18 protein-coding genes and 1 other RNA gene are annotated in these 18,569 nt (G+C 29.1%); 3 read left to right on the top strand and 16 right to left on the bottom strand.

Features of this window, described 5'->3' with window-relative positions:
- The 10 genes from GKF99_RS02640 to ruvC all read right to left on the bottom strand — a co-directional run bounded on the left by GKF99_RS02640 (position 1) and on the right by ruvC (position 9,726).
- Positions 1–612: an MBL fold metallo-hydrolase gene (locus GKF99_RS02640; protein ID WP_241673561.1), complete on the bottom strand. Its 612-nt coding sequence runs from the start codon at positions 610–612 to the stop codon at positions 1–3.
- Positions 609–1,055 (bottom strand): D-aminoacyl-tRNA deacylase, encoded by a 447-nt coding sequence (gene dtd / locus GKF99_RS02635; RefSeq protein WP_154272607.1) that lies wholly within the window; start codon positions 1,053–1,055, stop codon positions 609–611. Before dtd ends, GKF99_RS02640 begins: the two co-directional genes overlap by 4 nt.
- Positions 1,055–3,226: a bifunctional (p)ppGpp synthetase/guanosine-3',5'-bis(diphosphate) 3'-pyrophosphohydrolase gene (locus tag GKF99_RS02630; protein ID WP_154272606.1), complete on the bottom strand. Its 2,172-nt coding sequence runs from the start codon at positions 3,224–3,226 to the stop codon at positions 1,055–1,057. Before GKF99_RS02630 ends, dtd begins: the two co-directional genes overlap by 1 nt.
- Before the next feature lie 64 nt (positions 3,227–3,290).
- Entirely contained in the window at positions 3,291–5,033 is a 1,743-nt protein-coding gene (gene recJ, locus GKF99_RS02625; protein WP_094207168.1) for a single-stranded-DNA-specific exonuclease RecJ, read from the bottom strand.
- Between the two features lie 66 nt (positions 5,034–5,099).
- Entirely contained in the window at positions 5,100–5,408 is a 309-nt protein-coding gene (gene yajC, locus GKF99_RS02620; RefSeq protein WP_094205720.1) for a preprotein translocase subunit YajC, read from the bottom strand.
- 23 nt (positions 5,409–5,431) lie between these two features.
- A complete protein-coding gene (gene tgt / locus GKF99_RS02615; RefSeq protein ID WP_154272605.1) occupies positions 5,432–6,571 on the bottom strand; it encodes a tRNA guanosine(34) transglycosylase Tgt in 1,140 nt (379 codons plus the stop codon).
- Positions 6,564–7,601 carry a tRNA preQ1(34) S-adenosylmethionine ribosyltransferase-isomerase QueA gene (gene queA / locus GKF99_RS02610; protein ID WP_154272604.1) on the bottom strand — a complete coding sequence of 346 codons (1,038 nt, stop codon included), beginning with the start codon at positions 7,599–7,601 and terminating at the stop codon, positions 6,564–6,566. The genes tgt and queA overlap by 8 nt, the downstream gene beginning before the upstream one ends.
- A 9-nt stretch (positions 7,602–7,610) precedes the next feature.
- Positions 7,611–8,618: a Holliday junction branch migration DNA helicase RuvB gene (gene ruvB / locus GKF99_RS02605; protein ID WP_094205723.1), complete on the bottom strand. Its 1,008-nt coding sequence runs from the start codon at positions 8,616–8,618 to the stop codon at positions 7,611–7,613.
- An 8-nt stretch (positions 8,619–8,626) separates the two neighbouring features.
- Complete coding sequence (ruvA, locus tag GKF99_RS02600; RefSeq protein ID WP_094207172.1) at positions 8,627–9,223, bottom strand: Holliday junction branch migration protein RuvA; 597 nt, start codon at positions 9,221–9,223, stop codon at positions 8,627–8,629.
- 8 nt (positions 9,224–9,231) lie between these two features.
- Positions 9,232–9,726 carry a crossover junction endodeoxyribonuclease RuvC gene (ruvC, locus tag GKF99_RS02595; RefSeq protein WP_094207173.1) on the bottom strand — a complete coding sequence of 165 codons (495 nt, stop codon included), beginning with the start codon at positions 9,724–9,726 and terminating at the stop codon, positions 9,232–9,234.
- Positions 9,727–9,842: 116 nt separating this feature from the next.
- Here ruvC and fabG point away from each other — a divergent pair, with 116 nt between their 5' ends.
- Genes fabG through GKF99_RS02580 form a run of 3 tightly spaced genes read left to right on the top strand, consistent with a single transcriptional unit; the run spans position 9,843 to position 12,631 of the window.
- On the top strand, positions 9,843–10,580 hold the full coding sequence (gene fabG / locus GKF99_RS02590; RefSeq protein ID WP_094207174.1) for a 3-oxoacyl-ACP reductase FabG: 738 nt from the start codon (positions 9,843–9,845) through the stop codon (positions 10,578–10,580).
- Complete coding sequence (locus tag GKF99_RS02585; RefSeq protein ID WP_094207175.1) at positions 10,573–11,292, top strand: response regulator transcription factor; 720 nt, start codon at positions 10,573–10,575, stop codon at positions 11,290–11,292. Before fabG ends, GKF99_RS02585 begins: the two co-directional genes overlap by 8 nt.
- A complete protein-coding gene (locus GKF99_RS02580; protein ID WP_154272603.1) occupies positions 11,282–12,631 on the top strand; it encodes a HAMP domain-containing sensor histidine kinase in 1,350 nt (449 codons plus the stop codon). The genes GKF99_RS02585 and GKF99_RS02580 overlap by 11 nt, the downstream gene beginning before the upstream one ends.
- Positions 12,632–12,667: 36 nt before the next feature.
- On the opposite strand, the gene rnpB is transcribed toward GKF99_RS02580, so the two are convergent.
- From rnpB to GKF99_RS02550, 6 genes are all read right to left on the bottom strand, one after another.
- Positions 12,668–12,997: RNase P RNA component class A (rnpB, locus tag GKF99_RS02575), an RNA gene on the bottom strand.
- Positions 12,998–13,016: 19 nt separating this feature from the next.
- Positions 13,017–13,796, bottom strand: coding sequence for a Nif3-like dinuclear metal center hexameric protein (locus GKF99_RS02570; RefSeq protein WP_094207177.1), 780 nt, complete (start codon positions 13,794–13,796; stop codon positions 13,017–13,019).
- Positions 13,786–14,478 carry a class I SAM-dependent methyltransferase gene (locus tag GKF99_RS02565; RefSeq protein ID WP_094207178.1) on the bottom strand — a complete coding sequence of 231 codons (693 nt, stop codon included), beginning with the start codon at positions 14,476–14,478 and terminating at the stop codon, positions 13,786–13,788. Before GKF99_RS02565 ends, GKF99_RS02570 begins: the two co-directional genes overlap by 11 nt.
- Before the next feature lies 1 nt (position 14,479).
- On the bottom strand, positions 14,480–15,649 hold the full coding sequence (rpoD, locus tag GKF99_RS02560) for an RNA polymerase sigma factor RpoD (protein ID WP_094207179.1): 1,170 nt from the start codon (positions 15,647–15,649) through the stop codon (positions 14,480–14,482).
- Between the two features lie 18 nt (positions 15,650–15,667).
- Complete coding sequence (dnaG, locus tag GKF99_RS02555; RefSeq protein ID WP_154271096.1) at positions 15,668–17,464, bottom strand: DNA primase; 1,797 nt, start codon at positions 17,462–17,464, stop codon at positions 15,668–15,670.
- 15 nt (positions 17,465–17,479) lie between these two features.
- On the bottom strand, positions 17,480–18,490 hold the full coding sequence (locus GKF99_RS02550) for a deoxyguanosinetriphosphate triphosphohydrolase (protein ID WP_154271095.1): 1,011 nt from the start codon (positions 18,488–18,490) through the stop codon (positions 17,480–17,482).
- Between the last annotated feature and the right edge of the window lie 79 nt (positions 18,491–18,569).

Here is an 18,569-nt window from a genome sequence, read left to right as displayed (position 1 = left end):
TTATCTAAAATATGGATTGTATTTCTTTTCGTCACCAATATTAGTTTCTGGTCCGTGTCCAGGATAAACTTTTATATCATTATTTAAAAGTTTTAACTTTTCTACACTATTTTGAATGTCTTCAAAACTTGCAGTTGGCAAATCATATCTACCTATTGAATTCTTGAACAACATATCTCCTGAAAACATTACATCCTTGTAAATATAGCAGCTAGAGCCATAAGTATGACCTGGAGTTTCTAAAACTGATATTTTAGAGTCATTAAACTCAATCGTGTCTCCTTCTTTTACATAATAATCTGCTTTTAAAGTAATTGGATTTCCAACTTTTCTTGTATAATTTTTTTCAGGATCTTCAAGTAAATCTTTTTCTTTTTCTGGAGCGTAAATAACTGTATTTAGCTTATTTTTTAATTCTTCAGCTGCAAATATATGATCAAAATGTCCATGTGTAATCAATATAAATTGTATTTCTAAATTACGATTTTTAATATATTCACAAATATCATCAGCTTGTGCACCTGGATCAACAACAAAACATTTATTATTTTCTGATAAAATGTACATGTTTTCTCCATATTTTGTAGTAACTATTTTGTCTAATGTCATCATTCACTCCTACTATCTATAATTATCGTAACTGGTCCATCATTTGTAAGTGATACCTTCATATCAGCGCCAAATTCCCCAGTTTGAAAAGGTACGTTTTCTTTATTTAACTTTTCAATAAACTTTTGGTATAGATCTCTGGCGAGTTCTCCTTTGGCACATTTATCAAATGATGGTCTATTCCCTTTTCTAATACTTGCATACAATGTAAACTGAGAGACAAGTAAAATTTCATAATTTAAATCTTTAATTGAAAGATTAAGCTTATCTTCTTCATCAGAAAATATTCTTAAATTAACAAGTTTTCTGATGCAATAATCAATATCTGCTTCATTATCTTCACTATGAATTCCTAGTAGTATTAAAAAACCATCTTTAATTTCACTTTTTGTTGAACCATCTATTTCAACTTTTGCTTTATTAACTCTTTGAACTAATAATTTCATTATGAATTCACCCTAAAAACGTCTATCGTTCCTTTTATGTTTTTAATTCTTGCAATTACTGTATCTATTTGAGAACTAGAACTAATTTCTAATATTATATTAATCGTTACTGTTTTGTCTTTATTTATTCTTGTGTTAAATGTTTTAATGTTTAGTTTACATTCACTAATAACTTTAGTTAAATCAGCCAAATAACCGACATTACTAAAAGATATTATTTGAAGTTCAACTTGATAATTATGATTTTTTAAATTATTGCCCCATCTAACAGTGATTAATCTATCTTTCTCATTTACTGATTTTACATTAGAACAATCTCTTCTATGAACGCTAATTCCTCTACCTCTAGTAATGTAGCCGACTATTTCGTCACCTGGAATAGGATTGCAACATTTAGCCAGCTTTATATCTACATTATCAATTCCATCAATTACAACTCCACTTTCTTTTGGCTCTTCATTAACAAAATCGACATGGTTTGGTTTATTGACAACTTGGTCTGTTTCATAATAGTCTTTGTGGTATTCCTTAAGTTTAGGAATAACTTGTGTAACCCTTGTGGATCCGTAACCAATAGCTGCGTACAAATCATCAATAGATGAAAAACTTAATTTACTTGCAATTTCTTCAAGCCATTCTCTTTTCAGTAACTCATTGAAACTATATCCCATTTTTGCGACTTCTTTTTCAAGCATATCTCTTCCAGAAACGATATTTTCGGTTCTTTGTTCCTTTTTAAACCATTGTTTAATTTTTGTTTTAGCTTGTGAAGATTTTACAATTTTAAGCCAGTCTCTTGAAGGTCCTGAATTTGGATTTGTAAGAATTTCAACAACATTTCCTGTTTTTAATTTGTATGTTAAAGGTACAATTTTACCGTCCACCTTTGCACCAACACATTTGTTTCCAACTGCAGAATGAACTTTGTAAGCAAAATCGATCGGTGTTGAGCCAGATGGCAAATCCATTACATCACCTTTTGGTGAATAAACAAAAACTTCGTCATTAGCGAATTCTTCTTTGAATAAATCCATGAATTCTTTTGAATCGGTATAATCTTTTTGCCAATCCATTATTTCTCTAAGCCAAGCTAATTTGCTATCATATTTAGATTTTTTATTAGAAGTACCTTCTTTGTACTTCCAATGAGCAGCAATACCATATTCAGAAGTTTTATGCATTTCCCAAGTTCTAATTTGTATCTCATAAGTTCTTCCGTCATGAGCCAATATTGTAGTGTGTAAAGATTGATACATATTAGGTTTTGGAGTTGCAATATAATCTTTAAAAGTATCAGGGATTGGCCTGAAAAATCTATGAGCAATTCCTAAAACATCATAGCATTCACTTTCTTTATTTACTATAACTCTGATGGCTGATAAGTCTTTGATTTCTTCAAAAGCCAAATGTTTTTTGTACATTTTTTTATATATTGAAAAAACACTTTTTGGCCTTCCAAAAATCTCCGCTTTTATATTATATTTTTCAAGTTCATCTTGAAATTGTCTTATAATATTTTGTATTTGGGATTCTCTTTGTTGTCTAGTTTCGTTTATTTTATTTACAATATCTTGATAAATATTTGGTTCCAAATACTTTAAGCTTAAATCTTCTAATTCCCATTTTATAGTAGACATACCAAGTCTGTGAGCAAGTGGTGCATAAATTTCTAAAACTTCATTGGCTTTTTCAATCTGCTTTTCGCGAGTCATGTATTCCAAAGTTCTCATATTGTGAAGCCTGTCAGACAACTTAATTATTATAACTCTGATGTCTTTGGCCATTGCCAAGATCATTTTCTTTAAATTTTCTGCTTGATTATCTTTTTTAGTTTTAAATTTAATTTGTTTTAATTTTGTAACACCATCGACCAGGTCAGCTATTTCTTTGCTAAATAAATACTCTAAATCTTCGTATGTTATTTCTGTATCCTCTACGACATCGTGAAATAGCCCGGCTATAATAGTTGCATCATCCATGTTCAAAGAAGCCAAAATTTTAGCTACAGCCATCGGATGAATTGCATAAGGCTCACCAGAATTTCTAAATTGTCCCTCATGAGCTCTAACCATGTAGCCATATGCTCTAGTTATCTCATCTACATCAGTATTTGGATTATATGATTTTATAGATTTTATCAAACTTTGTAAATCCGATTGTTCATAATGCATAAAGCTACCTCCTAATAATTATTTTGTTATAATTATACCATAACATGAGCATTATTGTTAACATTTATCTTAAATCGATTAAATTTAATTGAATATTCTTAACATTATTAAAATCATTTATTTCAGGATAGTATATAATATCTATTTTTGCATTACAAGCAATACTATTTTCAAGTTGAATCATTACATTTTCACCGAATTTTTCTAATAAATAATTATATTTTTCTATAGCTTCTGAAAACATAATTGAATCAATTGTTTTATTATTTTTGAGTAATTTCAACTTCAAAACATTCTTATTTTTTCCAATCATCCTAGCAAAGATTATTTCCAGATTTTTATCTCCCAAAATCGGTCTAGGATTATCCTTGCCAAAAGGACGAAGACGATCGATTTCTTCTATCAAATCAAAATCTATCTTGTCTACATAAAAGCTTGAATCAATAAGGATTTTTTTTACAAAGTCCTCTTTGGTAAGTCTGCTTCTTTGATTAACTTTAGTTCTAAACTCATCTAATTTATCTACTTCAATTGATAATCCACACGCCATAGGATGACCACCAAATGATACAAACAATTCTCTAAACTCATCAAATTCTTTGAATATATCATACTCTGAAATACTTCTTCCTGATCCTTTAAGAACATCTTGATTTTCTGATTGTGTTAGTATTAACGTTGGTTTATTATATTTTTCTTTAATTCTTCCAGCTATGATTCCACAAACACTTTCATGAATTCCTTCAACATTACAAATCAATATATCATCATTTATCAGTCCTGTGTTTTCAATTATTTCAATAGCTTTATTAAATCCATCTTCTGTTAACTTTTTTCTTTTTTCATTGAGATCAACTAAAATTTTAGCGTAAGCCTCAACATTATCCATATTTTCATCGCGAAATAGTTCAACGCCTAATTTTGCAGTATCTAATCTTCCAGCAGCATTGATACATGGACCAATTATAAATCCTAAACTGTAAACATTTACTCCATTTTTAATTCCAGTCATATCAATTAAGCATTTTAATCCGTAATTCTCTGTATTATTGATTTCTTCTAATCCTTTAGTCACAAAATATCTATTTTCGTCCTTTAAATCTACGATATCACACACAGTTCCCATTGCTACATATTGGAGCAAATTTTCACATTCTAACATACCGTATCCTTTTTTGATATTTATAGCCTGAATTAATTTATAAGCAACTCCTGCGCCACATAAACTTTTAAATGGATAATTACAAGATTGTTGTTGGGGATTAATAACTGCATCAGCATTTGGAATGATTTCTTTTCCATCAAGTTTTATTGTTTGGTGATGATCAGTTACAATTATTTTTAAGCCATTTTGTTTGGCATAATCACATTGTTCTATAGCACTTATACCATTATCACATGTTATTATTAAATCAATATTATCTTCAATACATTTGTCTATTATGCTAAAAGAAATCCCATATCCATCAATCATTCTATTAGGAATATCATAAGAAAGTTTATCTGTAAAATATCCAAGGCCATCTAATAAAGTCATAGTCGACGAATTTCCATCTTGATCATAATCTCCAACTATTCTTATGTTTTGATCATTTTCAATAGCATTGATAATTATATCTACCGCTTTATCCATATCTTTCATTAAAAAAGGATCATGATATGAATTTTCGGCATCAGGATTTAAAAAAGTTTGGAAATCTGTTATGTTTCTATTTAATAAAATCTTTGCTATTAATGGATGAATATTATATCGTTGTGATACCTCACTAAAATTATTGCCTCTATTATTTATTAACCATTTATTCATTCATTCTCTCCAAATAAAAAAATGGATTTATAGCTCAAATTTTAAGTTTGAGCTATAAATCAATTTCTATTTTTCTTCATTATCTTCTTTTTTGTTTTCTGTTACTTTTGCTGCTTTTACATTTGATGCAATAGCATTTTTAACAAATTCAAGTCTTGTTTTTTGTGATGCAGTTTCCAAGATGACACTATCATCAGTTACAGAAACTATTGTTCCCTTAACTCCACCAATTGTAATTACTTCGTCTCCAACTTTTATAGCGTTTCTCATATCCATTAATTGTTTTTGTTGTTTTTGTTGTGGACGAATCATTAAAAAATACATTACAGCAAAAAGTGCAATCAAAGGCAATAATGATGCTAACATTTTTGGCATAAAAATCCTCCTTAAATATTTACTTATTTAATATTATCACATTTTTGGTGATAATCATAACCATAATTTCTATAGAATTCATCTTTGAATTCTAAGTATCTATCTTCTTCTATAGATTTTCTAATATTTTCCATCAATTTGATTAAAAATCTCAAATTATGAATAGACAATAATCTTGCGCCTAAGATTTCATCTACATTTAGTAAATGTCTGATATATGCTCTAGTATGGTTTTTGCAAGCATAACAATCGCAATTATCGTCAAGTGCAGAAAAATCATCTTTGTATATTGCGTTTTTTACAACTAATTTACCTTTAGAAGTTAAGGCTGTACCATTACGAGCAATTCTAGTAGGAAGAACACAATCACACATATCAACACCATGTTCAACTGCTTCGAATAAGTAATCCGGTGTACCAACACCCATTAAATATCTCGGTTTATTTTCTGGCATAAAATCAGTTGTAAAATCTAATAAATCAATCATCAAATCTCTAGGTTCGCCTACGGATAATCCACCTATAGCATAGCCTGGCAAATCAAAATCAATTGTATTTTTAGCAGAATATTCTCTTAAATCTTTGTACATACCACCTTGAATAATCCCAAAAAGATTTTGCTTATCAGTGTTTTTATGATAATCTTTACATCTTTTAAGCCATCTTAGTGTTCTTTTCATTGAGTCTTCTGTGTATTCATAACTTGCTGGATAAGGAACACATTCATCAAAAGCCATCATTATATCGGATCCCAAATCATTTTGAATTTCCATTGACTTTTCGGGAGAAATAAAATGTTTTGATCCATCAATATGGCTTCTAAACTGAACTCCTTCCTCAGTAATTTTTCTTGTCTTATTCAAACTAAAAACTTGAAATCCACCACTATCTGTTAGAATTGGTCTATCCCAATTCATGAATCTATGAAGGCCATCTGCTTTTCTGATAATTTCTTGACCCGGTTTTAAGTATAAATGATATGTGTTAGATAGAATTATTTGAGAACCAATAGATTTCAATTCATCATTGTTCATTGCTTTAACTGTTGCTCTTGTGCCTACAGGCATAAACACAGGTGTTTTTATAACACCATGATTCGTTTCTATAGTGCCTGTTCTAGCTTTGCATTGAGACGATTTTTTCTCTAGTGTAAATTTAAACATTCTTGCCTCCATTTATGAACATAGCATCCCCAAAGCTAAAAAATCTAAAATCATTTTGCTTTGCTTTTTCATAAGCATCAAAAATGTATTCTTTCTTTGAAAAAGCACTAACCAACATCATTAAAGTAGACTTAGGTAAATGGAAGTTAGTGATTAAGCTGTCCACGATATTAAATTCAAAGCCTGGATAGATAAAAATATCTGTCCAGCCACTTTCAGCTACTAATTTTGAATTATTATTGTGTGTAACTGTTTCTAAAGTTCTTACGCTTGTAGTTCCTACTGCTATAATGTTATGTCCTTTACTTTTTTGTCGATTAATAATATCAACGGTTTCTTGACTTATAGTATAATATTCAGAATGCATATGATGATCTTTAACATCATCTACTTTAACTGGTCTGAATGTTCCTAATCCTACATGTAATGTTAAGAATACTACATAAATTCCTTTTTCTTTGATTTTTTCTAAAAGTTCATTTGTAAAATGAAGACCTGCCGTAGGTGCTGCTGCACTTCCTTTGTGTTTTGAATAAACAGTTTGATACCTTTCTTTATCATCCAATTTTTCTTTAATATATGGAGGAAGTGGCATATTTCCAAGTTCATCTAATCGTTCTTCAAAAATTCCTTCATAATCGAATTTTAAAATTCTAGATCCATCTTCTGTAATGTCTACGACTTTTGCGCTTACTTTATCAGAAAATTCTATTACTTGACTTAATTTCATTTTCTTTCCAGGCTTTACCAAACATTCCCACTTATCTTCTGTTTGTTGTAGAAGTAAAACCTCAATTTTTTCTTCTTTTCCTGGTCTGTGTCCAAAAAGTCTAGCAGGAATAACTCGTGTGTTATTACATACTAAAACATCACCATGGTTTAAATAATCTATAATATTATAAAACTTTTTTATTTCTGTATTTCCGTTAAATCTATCCATAACCATTAGCTTAGATTCATCTCTTTTATCTAATGGAGTTTGTGCGATAAATTTTTCATCTAACTCGTAATCAAAATCATCTGTATTCATCTTATAAAATCACCTCTTTCTAACTATATTAAAATGTTTGTACGCTTTATCTGTGACAATTCTTCCTCTTGAAGTTCTATTGATGAATCCTATTTGCAACAAATAAGGTTCATAAACATCTTCAATAGTAATTCTTTCTTCACCAGTTGCCGCTGCAATTGTATCAACACCAACAGGTCCACCATCAAAATTATTAATCATTGTCATTATTATTTTTCTATCAACATAATCTAGTCCACATTTGTCTACTTCTAACAAATTTAAACCACGATTACTTATTTCCTTTGTAATGGTTCCGTCTGCTCTTACTTCTGCATAATCCCTAACTCTTTTTAATAGCCTGTTAGCGATTCTTGGAGTGCCTCTACTTCGCCTTGCTATTTCCATAGCACCTTCTTCATCAATGCCTATTCCCAAAACACCCGCAGATCTAGTAACTATTTTCTTCAAACTTTCTATATCATATAACTCTAAGTTTAATAGAACACCAAATCTATCACGAAGTGGTCCTGTCAATTGACCTGATCTTGTAGTAGCACCAATAAGTGTAAATTTCTCCAAATCTATTCGTAAGCTTCTTGCAGAAGGTCCTTTTCCCACTATAATATCCAAAGCATAATCTTCCATTGCAGGATACAAAATTTCTTCAACAGAACGATTAATTCTGTGTATTTCATCTATAAACAAGACATCATCTTTTTGTAAATTTGTAAGAATACTTGCTAAATCAGAAGGCTTTTCGATTGCAGGTCCACTAGTAACCCTTAGGTTAACTCCCATTTCATTAGCTATAATGTGTGCTAAAGTAGTTTTACCTAATCCAGGTGGTCCATATAATAGAGCGTGATCCAATGGTTCATTTCTATTCTTTGCAGCTTCAATAAAAATTGACAATTTCTTCTTGACTTTATCTTGACCAATATAATCGCTCATCCATTTTGGTCTTAAATTAAAATCAATATCTTCGTCGCTTTTCGTAAAAGATGCTCCAACAATTCTATCGTTTTTATCTTCCATTTTCTCACCTACCTACTACTGTCCAAGCTTTTCATTGCTTTTTTCATTATATCTTCAATTGATAATCCAGAAATATCAGTGTTTTCGATAAATGCATCCACATCATTTTTAAAATAACCAAGTTGTAATAATGCTTCTCTTGCAAATTCTGAATCACTTGATTTTTTCACTTCTTTGTTAACAGATTTTTCTGATGGAGCAAAATCTTTTTCGATTTTTTCTTTTAGCTCTAAAATAATCCTCGATGCTGTTTTTTTGCCAACGCCAGGTGCTTGTGTTAGAAGTTTAATATCATCAGTAATAATAGCGGTTTTACATTCATCAACTGTCATAGTTGATAGTATATTCATTGCATATTTTGGGCCAATAGATGTTACATCTGTTAACAAATTAAATAAGTCTCTTTCTTTTTGAGATGAAAATCCGTACAAAATACTTGCATCTTCTCTTTCGACAAATTCAGTATATACTTTATATTCATCAAATGCACTGACATTATCCCTAAAAAAATCAGTTATGAATATTTTATAACCAATTTTGTTGTTTTCCAATACTATGTAATTTTCATGAACTTCAGTAATAACTCCAATAATATACGAATACATACTATCTCCTATTTCATTTCATTTAGATATTTAAATTTACTTCCAAAAATGTGACACAAAGCCACAGCTACAGCATCTGCAGCATCATCAGGTTTAGGTATATCGTTAAATTTTAGAATTGTTTTAACAGTTTCTTGTACTTGTCTTTTATCAGCTCTTCCATATCCTACAACTGCTTGTTTAATTTGAAGAGGCGTATATTCATAAAGACATAAATTCTTATTGATACAGCTTAGAATTTCTACTCCTCTTGCTTGAGATACAGTTATTGCTGTCTTTACATTTTTATTGAAAAACAATTCTTCAAATGCGCAATCTTCAGGTTGAAATTCATCGATAATTTTGTTCATCTCGTTGTAAATAAATGATAATCTGTCAGGTAATGTTGATTTTGAACTTGTTGTTATGCAACCATATTCAAGACATTTTATTTTGTTATTATCATAATCCAATATAGAATATCCAACGATTGCTATACCAGGATCAATTCCTAAAACTCTCACTTATTATCAAATCCTATACTCTAATATATTTTAACATGTTTTAATATTATATCATAAACATTTTGACTTGTTAATTTGCCTATATGTTATAATATAATCAGTTAAAAGGAGAAAAAATGAAGACAATTTTAATAACTGGCGCCAGCGGAGGTATTGGAGAAGGAATTTGCAAAATGTTAGAAAATCATCCAGAATATAGAATCGTTGTGCACTATTTTAATAATGAAGATAAAGCTAAAGAAATCGTTGAAAATATTAGAAATAAAGGCATAGATGCAATATCATATAAGTGTGATTTAAGAAATTTTGATGAATGCAAAAAAATGTTCGAATCAATTAGAAATAAATTTAGATGTGTTGATATATTGATTAACAACGCAGGAATATCTATTGTAGATCAATTTCAAGATATTAAAGTTAATGATTGGTATAATATGTTTGATGTTAATGTGCATGGAACCTATCATATGTGCAAATTAGCATTGGAAGATATGTTAGATAAAAAGGAAGGAAATATTATTAATATTACTTCAATTTGGGGAATGATTGGCGGATCAATGGAATCTTGTTACTCAGCAACAAAAGCTGCGATAATAGGGCTTACAAAATCCTTAGCTAAAGAATTTGGATATAGTAACATTAAAATAAATGCTATTGCCCCTGGAGCTATAGATACACCTATGTTAGATAATATCTCAAAAGATGATTTAGATTATGTTATAGAAGACACCCCTATGGGAAGACTTGGAACACCTGAAGATATTGCAAATCTTGTAGAATTTTTAATATCAGATAAAAATTCATTTATGACTGGACAAATATTAAGTCCAAATGGAGGTTTTGTAATTGTTTAAAGAAAATTTAACCGATATAAAAATTTTAATAGTTGAAGATGAGAAAAACATATCAAATGCAGAAAGAAAATACTTAGAAGTTGAAGGATTTGAAGTTGATCAAGCATTTGACGGACAAGAAGCTATTACTATGATTAATACAACAGATTATTCATTAATTATTTTAGACTTAATGTTGCCAAAAGTTAGCGGTGAAAAAGTTATGGAAGTAATTAGATCTAGAACTGAAACACCAGTAATCATGGTTACAGCTAAAGTAGATGAATCTGAAATATTAGAGGGTTTAAAACTTGGAGCTGACGATTATATTACTAAACCTTTCAGTTTAAAAATATTAGTTCAAAAAGTAAAAACAATTCTCAGAAGAGTTGAAAAGCTTGGCCTCCCAAAATCCGAAAAAATTTATTTTGATAATGGACGTGTAAGTATTTCTTTTGAAGATAACACGTTTATTAAAGACGGAGAAAGCATAAATCTTACTAGCAATGAATTTCAAATAATCAAAACTTTATTCTCTAATCCCAATAAAATATTTACTAGAGATGAAATAATAGAATTATCTTTTGGTTATGATTATGAGGCTTTTGACAGAGCTATAGATACTCACATTAAAAATATTAGACATAAAATTGAAGATAATCCAAAAAAACCTCGTTATATTAAAACAATTTATGGCGTTGGCTATAAGTTAGGTGTATACGATGAAGCTTAAGTCGGAAATATTATATGAGTTTTTAAGAGCTATTATATTTCCTATCATGTTATTGTCATTTATTGCGGTATTCATTTTTCAATTATCATTCAGAAATTTTGTTAACAATGAAGAACTAAACAGACAAAACAAAATTGAACAGCTAACTAAAAACTTATTTTTAGATCAACAACAAGGACTAAGCATAAAAAGTATTGATAAGTACATGTGGTATTTGAGCGAGTTAGATCTTGATGTTATTTTTTATGACAATAACGATAAGGAATTATATTCTTTTAAAGAAGGATTCGAATTAGCTAAGAAAACTCCACTTTATAACACTATAGTAAAAGATGTATACGATGAAAACAACAAAAAAATAGGTCATATCAAATATATTTATAGGATTAATAATAATTTCAAACAAAGAGGAGAAGTATTCATAACAAACTTATTAAGATTAATAATTTTATCCACATTTTTATCATACTTTACAAGTTTGATAATATCAATTTTCCTTTCAAGAAAGGTGACTAATCCTATTGAAGAATTAACTCAAGCTACAGTCAATATAAGAAAACAAAACTACATTCTACCAATTATAAAAAGTAATATAGTTGAAGTAAATCAATTATCCCAAAATATCAATTACATGGCAAATTCATTAAAATCTCAAGAATTTAATCGAAAACAATATGCACAAAATATTAGTCATGAATTGAGAACCCCTTTAACTAATTTAAGGTTAAATTTAGAATTGATTCAAGACGGCATTATGGAACCTAATGAACAAAATGTAAGTACTCTTCTTATAGAAATTGATAGATTGACTAGCTTAATTAATCAGCTAAATAATACATTTAAAAAATCAACTCCAGAAACTATATATAATCCTACAGATTTTAAACTAACTGAATTTTTACATGAAATATTTAAATCTATGAAAACACAATATGATAAAGCAGGAGTTTTATTTGATATGGAAATATCAGAGGATTTGGATATCCATACTGACAAAGAAAAGTTAGCTAATATAATTATCAACTTATTATCTAATGCACTTAAAGCTTGTCAAACAAAAGATTCAGTATTATTAAGAGCTAGACATATCAACAGAAAAATTGTTATCTCCGTAAAAGATACTGGAATAGGTATTAGTGAAGAAAATAAGCCGAAAATTTTCGAAAGATTTTACAGAGTTGATGATTGCAGAAACACAAAAGAAAATGGTTACGGACTGGGTCTGTCAATTGTTAAAAACTACGCTGATATTATCGGTGCTGATATATCAGTTAATTCAAAACTAAACTTAGGTACAGTAATGATGATTTCTTTTAATGACGATATAATTGTAAAATAAAAAAAGATTGGTAACAGTATTGCTACCAATCTTTTTTTTATGACCAAATCTATAAGCCGTGTTCTGTATTTGATAATCATCTATCTAGACTAATTGTTACCAATTAGTTCAAGCAATCTACCTACCGGAGACGACGAGCAGCCGTCTTTAATCCTATTTGATTTTGCACTGAATGGGGTTTACATAGCCATAAAGTCACCTTTATGCTGGTAGGCTCTTACCCTACCTTTCCACCCTTACCAATAAATGGCGGTATATCTCTGTTGCACTAGCCTTAGGGTCGCCCCCACTGGACGTTATCCAGCATCCTCGCTCTATAGTGCACGGACTTTCCTCATGAATTCATGCGATTATCTGATTTAGTCACCATAACATTATAACATAATTAGAAAATTTTTCTAGTTGGTTTTTTTAAATAATTAACATCTATTTTGATATCTGGAAAAGATTTTTGAATAGTTTGTCTTAACGGTTCAAGAATAAATTTTTCTGATTCATAGTGGCCAATATCTATTAGTATAAGATTGTTATCTTGTGCATCTATCTGTTCATCGTGTTTAAATTCAGAAGATACAAATACATCACAATTAGTATCAATACAATTTTCAATGAAGTGACCACCACTTCCGCCTAGCACCGCTATTCTTTTAATCTTTCGATTTGTATTACCGTATACAATTACACTTTCAAGATTTAATTTATTTTTCAAATCACAAATAAAATTCTCTGCAAAATCCTCTTCAATATCAGCATATTTCCCATATCCTATATTATTTTTATGAGAATCTAAAATTTTAGTATTAGTCAAGCCTAATTGTTTAGCTAGCGCATCACTTACTCCAAATTCGACACTATCTAAGTTGGTATGCGAAGAATAAATACAAATTTCATTTTTTATCGCACTAATTAATCGTGTATTTACACTATTATCTTGTTCTATAATATTTTTTAATGGATGAAAAATAACTGGATGATGTGTAAATATCAAATCATATTTTTCTCTAATAGCTCTATTCAGGCAATTATCATCTAAATCTAAGGAAATCAAAATCTTATTTATTTCTCTATTTAAATTACCAAATTGAATACCACTATTGTCAAAGTCTTCCTGAATTTCTAAAGGAACTAATTTTTCATACCAACTTATAAAATCTTTAAGCTTCAATTTTATTCAACACTTTCTCAAGTTCTTTTATTTCGACATTAATATTATCAATAGCATTTTTTACATTATCAGAGTCTTTTTCTGATATATTCGACAATATTGTTTTCTTATTTTCTATCTGTTGTTTTATATATTGCTTCAAATTTTCAGATTTATTATCGATTAAAAATTTTCCAAATTCATACTCATAATCATTCGAAAATAATTGCTTACCGACTTTAATTTTAATTATTTGATAATATTTGTCATTTTCAAACAAATCAACTTCTTCTATAATTTCAAAAGAATTGTCATGTAAAAATTTTCTTAGTACGGAAAGTGAATTATTTGCTCCTAAGATTAAGCAATTTGCACTTTTAGCTACATCGATATTTTTTCCCAGAATATCAGCGATTAAATTTCCTCCCATTCCTGAAATTATTATCGTGTCAACTTGATATTCGTTTAAATTATCCAAGCCATCAGATACATTTAGTATTATTTTTTCCGGTTTATCAAGATAATCTAATTTTTCTCTTAATTTATCTAATGATTTTTCACTAATATCCGATGCGATGACTTTCTTTGCTTTATTTGACTTTATTAATTCGAATGGAACAATTCCATGATCTGTTCCTATGTCAGCAACTATTGAATTATCATCTACTAAGTTAATTATTTCTTCAAGCCTAAGTTTTTTCATTTTATTCCAAAAAATCCTTTAATTTTTGACTTCTAGATGGATGTTTTAATTTTCTCAAAGCTTTTGCTTCTATTTGTCTTATTCTTTCTCTTGTGACATCAAAGTCTTTGCCAACCTCTTCAAGTGTTCTAGGAGTACCATCAACAAGTCCAAATCTTAATGCTAATACTTTTCTTTCTCTTTCATTTAAAGTGTTTAAAATGCCTTCTAATTCTTCTCTAAGCATAGTAAAATTTGCTGCTTCATCTGGAGCGATAGCAGTATCATCTTCAATAAAATCTCCTAAATGACTGTCTTCTTCTTCACCAATAGGTGTTTCCAAACTTACAGGTTCTTGAGCAATTTTTCTGACTTCTCTAACCTTTTCTACTTCAATTCCCATTTCTTTAGCTATTTCTTCATTTGTAGGGTCTCTTCCCAAATCTTGTAATAATTGTCTTTCAATTCTAACAAGTCTATTAATAGTTTCCACCATGTGTACAGGAATTCTTATTGTTCTAGCTTGGTCAGCAATTGCTCTTGTAATAGCTTGTCTGATCCACCAAGTAGCATATGTTGAGAATTTGAATCCTCTTGTATAGTCAAATTTATCAACTGCTTTCATAAGACCAAGATTACCTTCTTGAATCAAATCCAAAAAGCTCATTCCACGTCCAACGTATCTTTTAGCAATACTTACAACCAAACGTAAGTTTGCTTCTGCTAACTTTTTCTTAGCTCTCTTAGAGCCATTTTCCATTTCTTGTGCTAATTGAACTTCTTCTTCAGCTGATAACAAAGGAATTTTTCCAATTTCTTTTAAATACATTTTTACTGGGTCGTCTACATTAATTCCTTTAATATCAGAAACATCTTCGATGATCTTTTTGTCATCTTTAATATCGTCATCGTCTTCATCATCAATAGATTCATCATCTTCGATATCGTCTTTGTCATCATCCTTTGAAGATGATTTCTTCTCTATTTCATCATTACTTTCAAAAATCTCAATATTATTTTCAATTAACAAATTTCTTATATCTTCTATATCATCTTCATCAAGGCAAGAAATATCATCAATATTTTTGAAGTCTTTGATAGTAACTATGCCATCATTCTCATTACCTATCTCTATTAATTGGTTTAATGCATCTTTTTTTATTTGTTCAACATCCAAGTTTTCTTCTGACATAAAAAAACTCCTTTCTGACTATTTGTACTCTTTAATTTGTCTATTAATTTCTAAGATTTTATTCAAAATTTCATTGTATTCTTTATTAATCTTTTCATTAAATTCTACTGATTGCATTAGATCTAGCTGAGATTTAATATTATCTTTTTCTTGAGTCATTAGGTATTTTTTAATCTCCAATACGACTCTACCAATATTATTAATACTAATTGAATATCTAGATTTCTGATATAAATAATCGATAGTTCGATCCATTTGAATATCATTTTTGAAATAATCTCTAGCCGCTTTTTCATCAATTTCATTTTCATTATTTTTAGAATAATAAAAATCCACAAACTCCATAAAGTTATTATAAGAACTGATTTTAGTTTTGAATTTTGAGAATTCTTCTTTTAAATCATAGTATATATCTTTATGAAAACAAGCAATTGTCATTATATCAATTGCAGTTATTTTTTCCTGATTATTAATACTATCTTTTTCTGTATTTTGATTATCTTCAGTTCTCTCATAATGAAAATTCACGTTAGGCTTAGTTTCTTTCAGCTTATTATAGACATCTTTTTTCAAACTCACATATTCTATGTTTAAATCATCAGAAAATCTCTTAATATATTCATCCCTAATGACTTCTCTATCTAATTTTGATAATAAAGTTGTCAAATCATCTATAAGTTGTATTTTTTCTTTTACATCATTAATATCGTATTTTTGAAGTATTTTCTTGTATTCATAAATAACACTATCCATTGCGTTATCTATTAACCTATCGAAACTTTCATTTCCGTATTGTTTAATATAATCATCAGGATCCATATTATCAGGTATGACAATAATGTTAGGACTAATATCCTGCTCTTTAAATATTTCTATAGCACGAGATGTTGCGTTTTGACCTGCTGAGTCACCATCATAACATATATAAATATTCTTACAATATCTTTTGATTAATTTTGCTTGATCATGTGTTAGAGAAGTACCTAATGAAGCAATAGCATAGTCAAATCCATAATTTGTCAATGAGATAACATCCATATATCCTTCTACCAATATGATTTTCCCAACTTTAGTAGAATTTTTTAAATTAGAAACTCCATAAACATTCTTGCTTTTATCGTAAGCTAGGCTCTGAGGAGAATTCATATATTTTGCCCTTGAATCCGCAAGAGCTCTACCACCAAAACCAATAACATTGCCTCTTATATCTATAATAGGAAACATCAACCTATTTCGAAATTTATCATAAACATTCCCTTTTTCGTCCTGATTTATGAGGCCGACTTCTATTATATCATCTTTTTGATACCCTTTTTGTAGTAAATGACGATAAAGACTGTTTTTCCCATCAGCGTAACCTATTATAAACTTATTAATCAAATTATTATTAAGATTTCTTTTTTTTATATAATCCTTCGGTATGTCATTTATCAATAGATTTTTGTAATAAAATAATTTGGCTTCATTATTAATTTCAAATAATTTTTTGCGATGTTCGTATTTTTCTTTATTTACTTCATTTGTTTCGACTAAAATACCTAACTTATCTGCCAAAAATTTAATAGCTTCAGGATATGACATGCCCTCTTTTTGCATTATAAAGGATATAACATCGCCACCAACACCACAACCAAAACAATGAAAAATGCCTTTTGATGGCGATACACTAAAAGACGGCGTCTTCTCATTGTGAAATGGACATAGTCCAACATAATTTGAACCAGCCCTTTTCAATTCAACATAATCTCCAATTACAGAAACTATGTCTGCAACACTTTTTATCTCATCTATTTTATCTTGTGGTATAAATCCCATCTTATCATCCTATCTTTATATGCTCCAAGAATCTGGTATGAAAATTTCTTTAAAAGTTCTTTTTGCAAATGAATCAGTCATACCAGCGATATAATCTGTAACTATATCATCTTTGGTTTTATTTTGTAACTCAATATTATTGTAAATATCTGTGTGTGATTTTGGTAATCTACTAATATCTTCTAAATAGTAACTATATAGATTAGTTAGTACATATTCTACTTTTTTATCATCTTTTCTTACTATGTCGTTAAAATATACGTTCTTAAACATAAATGATCGCAAATCTTCCATTAGTCTATAAGTTTTATCAGACATTTCAATGTGATTTTTATCGAAACTATTTTCAACTAAATCATTTACTAAGAAATTAATTCTTTTTGAACCTCTATCTCCTAGTTCTTCTGTAATTTCTATAGGTAAATCACTATGTTTTATAATATTTGATCTAATAGAATCATCAATATCGTGATTAATGTAGGCAATTCTATCTGAATATTTAATAATTTGCCCTTCTAAGGTATTTGCCTTGTTGCTACCTGAATGATTCACTATTCCATCTAATGTTTGTTTCGTTAGATTAAGACCTATTCTAGAACTTGAATGTTCTAGATATTGGACAACATTAATGGATTGTTTATAATGTTTGAATCCTTTTGGATTGAGTTTATCTAATATCTTTTCACCTACATGCCCAAAAGGTGTATGTCCCAAATCATGTCCCAAGCCTATTGCTTCTACTAAATCTTCGTTTAAACGTAAACACCTTGCAATAGTTCTAGCTATTTGGGTAACCTCTAATGTGTGCGTTAACCTTGTTCTGTAATGGTCTTTTTCAGGATTTAAGTACACTTGTGTTTTATGTTTAAGTCTTCTAAAAGATTTTGAGTGAATAATTCTATCTCTGTCAATTTGAAACGGATTTCTTAAATTATCATTTGGTTCGGATTGAATTCTCGCAGCTTCATTTGATTTTGTAGCAAATTCACTATAATAATTTTCATATAATTTAAAATCTACATTCATATTAAATCACACCCTAATCTATATTTTTTATATACCCCAAAACACGGTGTATAATTCATAAATACATTAAAAAAAGCCA

The organism is Finegoldia sp. BIOML-A2 (assembly GCF_009678315.1).
In the GTDB taxonomy this organism is placed as follows: Bacteria; Bacillota; Clostridia; order Tissierellales; family Peptoniphilaceae; genus Finegoldia; species Finegoldia magna.
The sequence above is the reverse complement of the archived record's forward strand: the minus strand, read 5'-3'. Positions and strand labels throughout refer to the sequence as shown.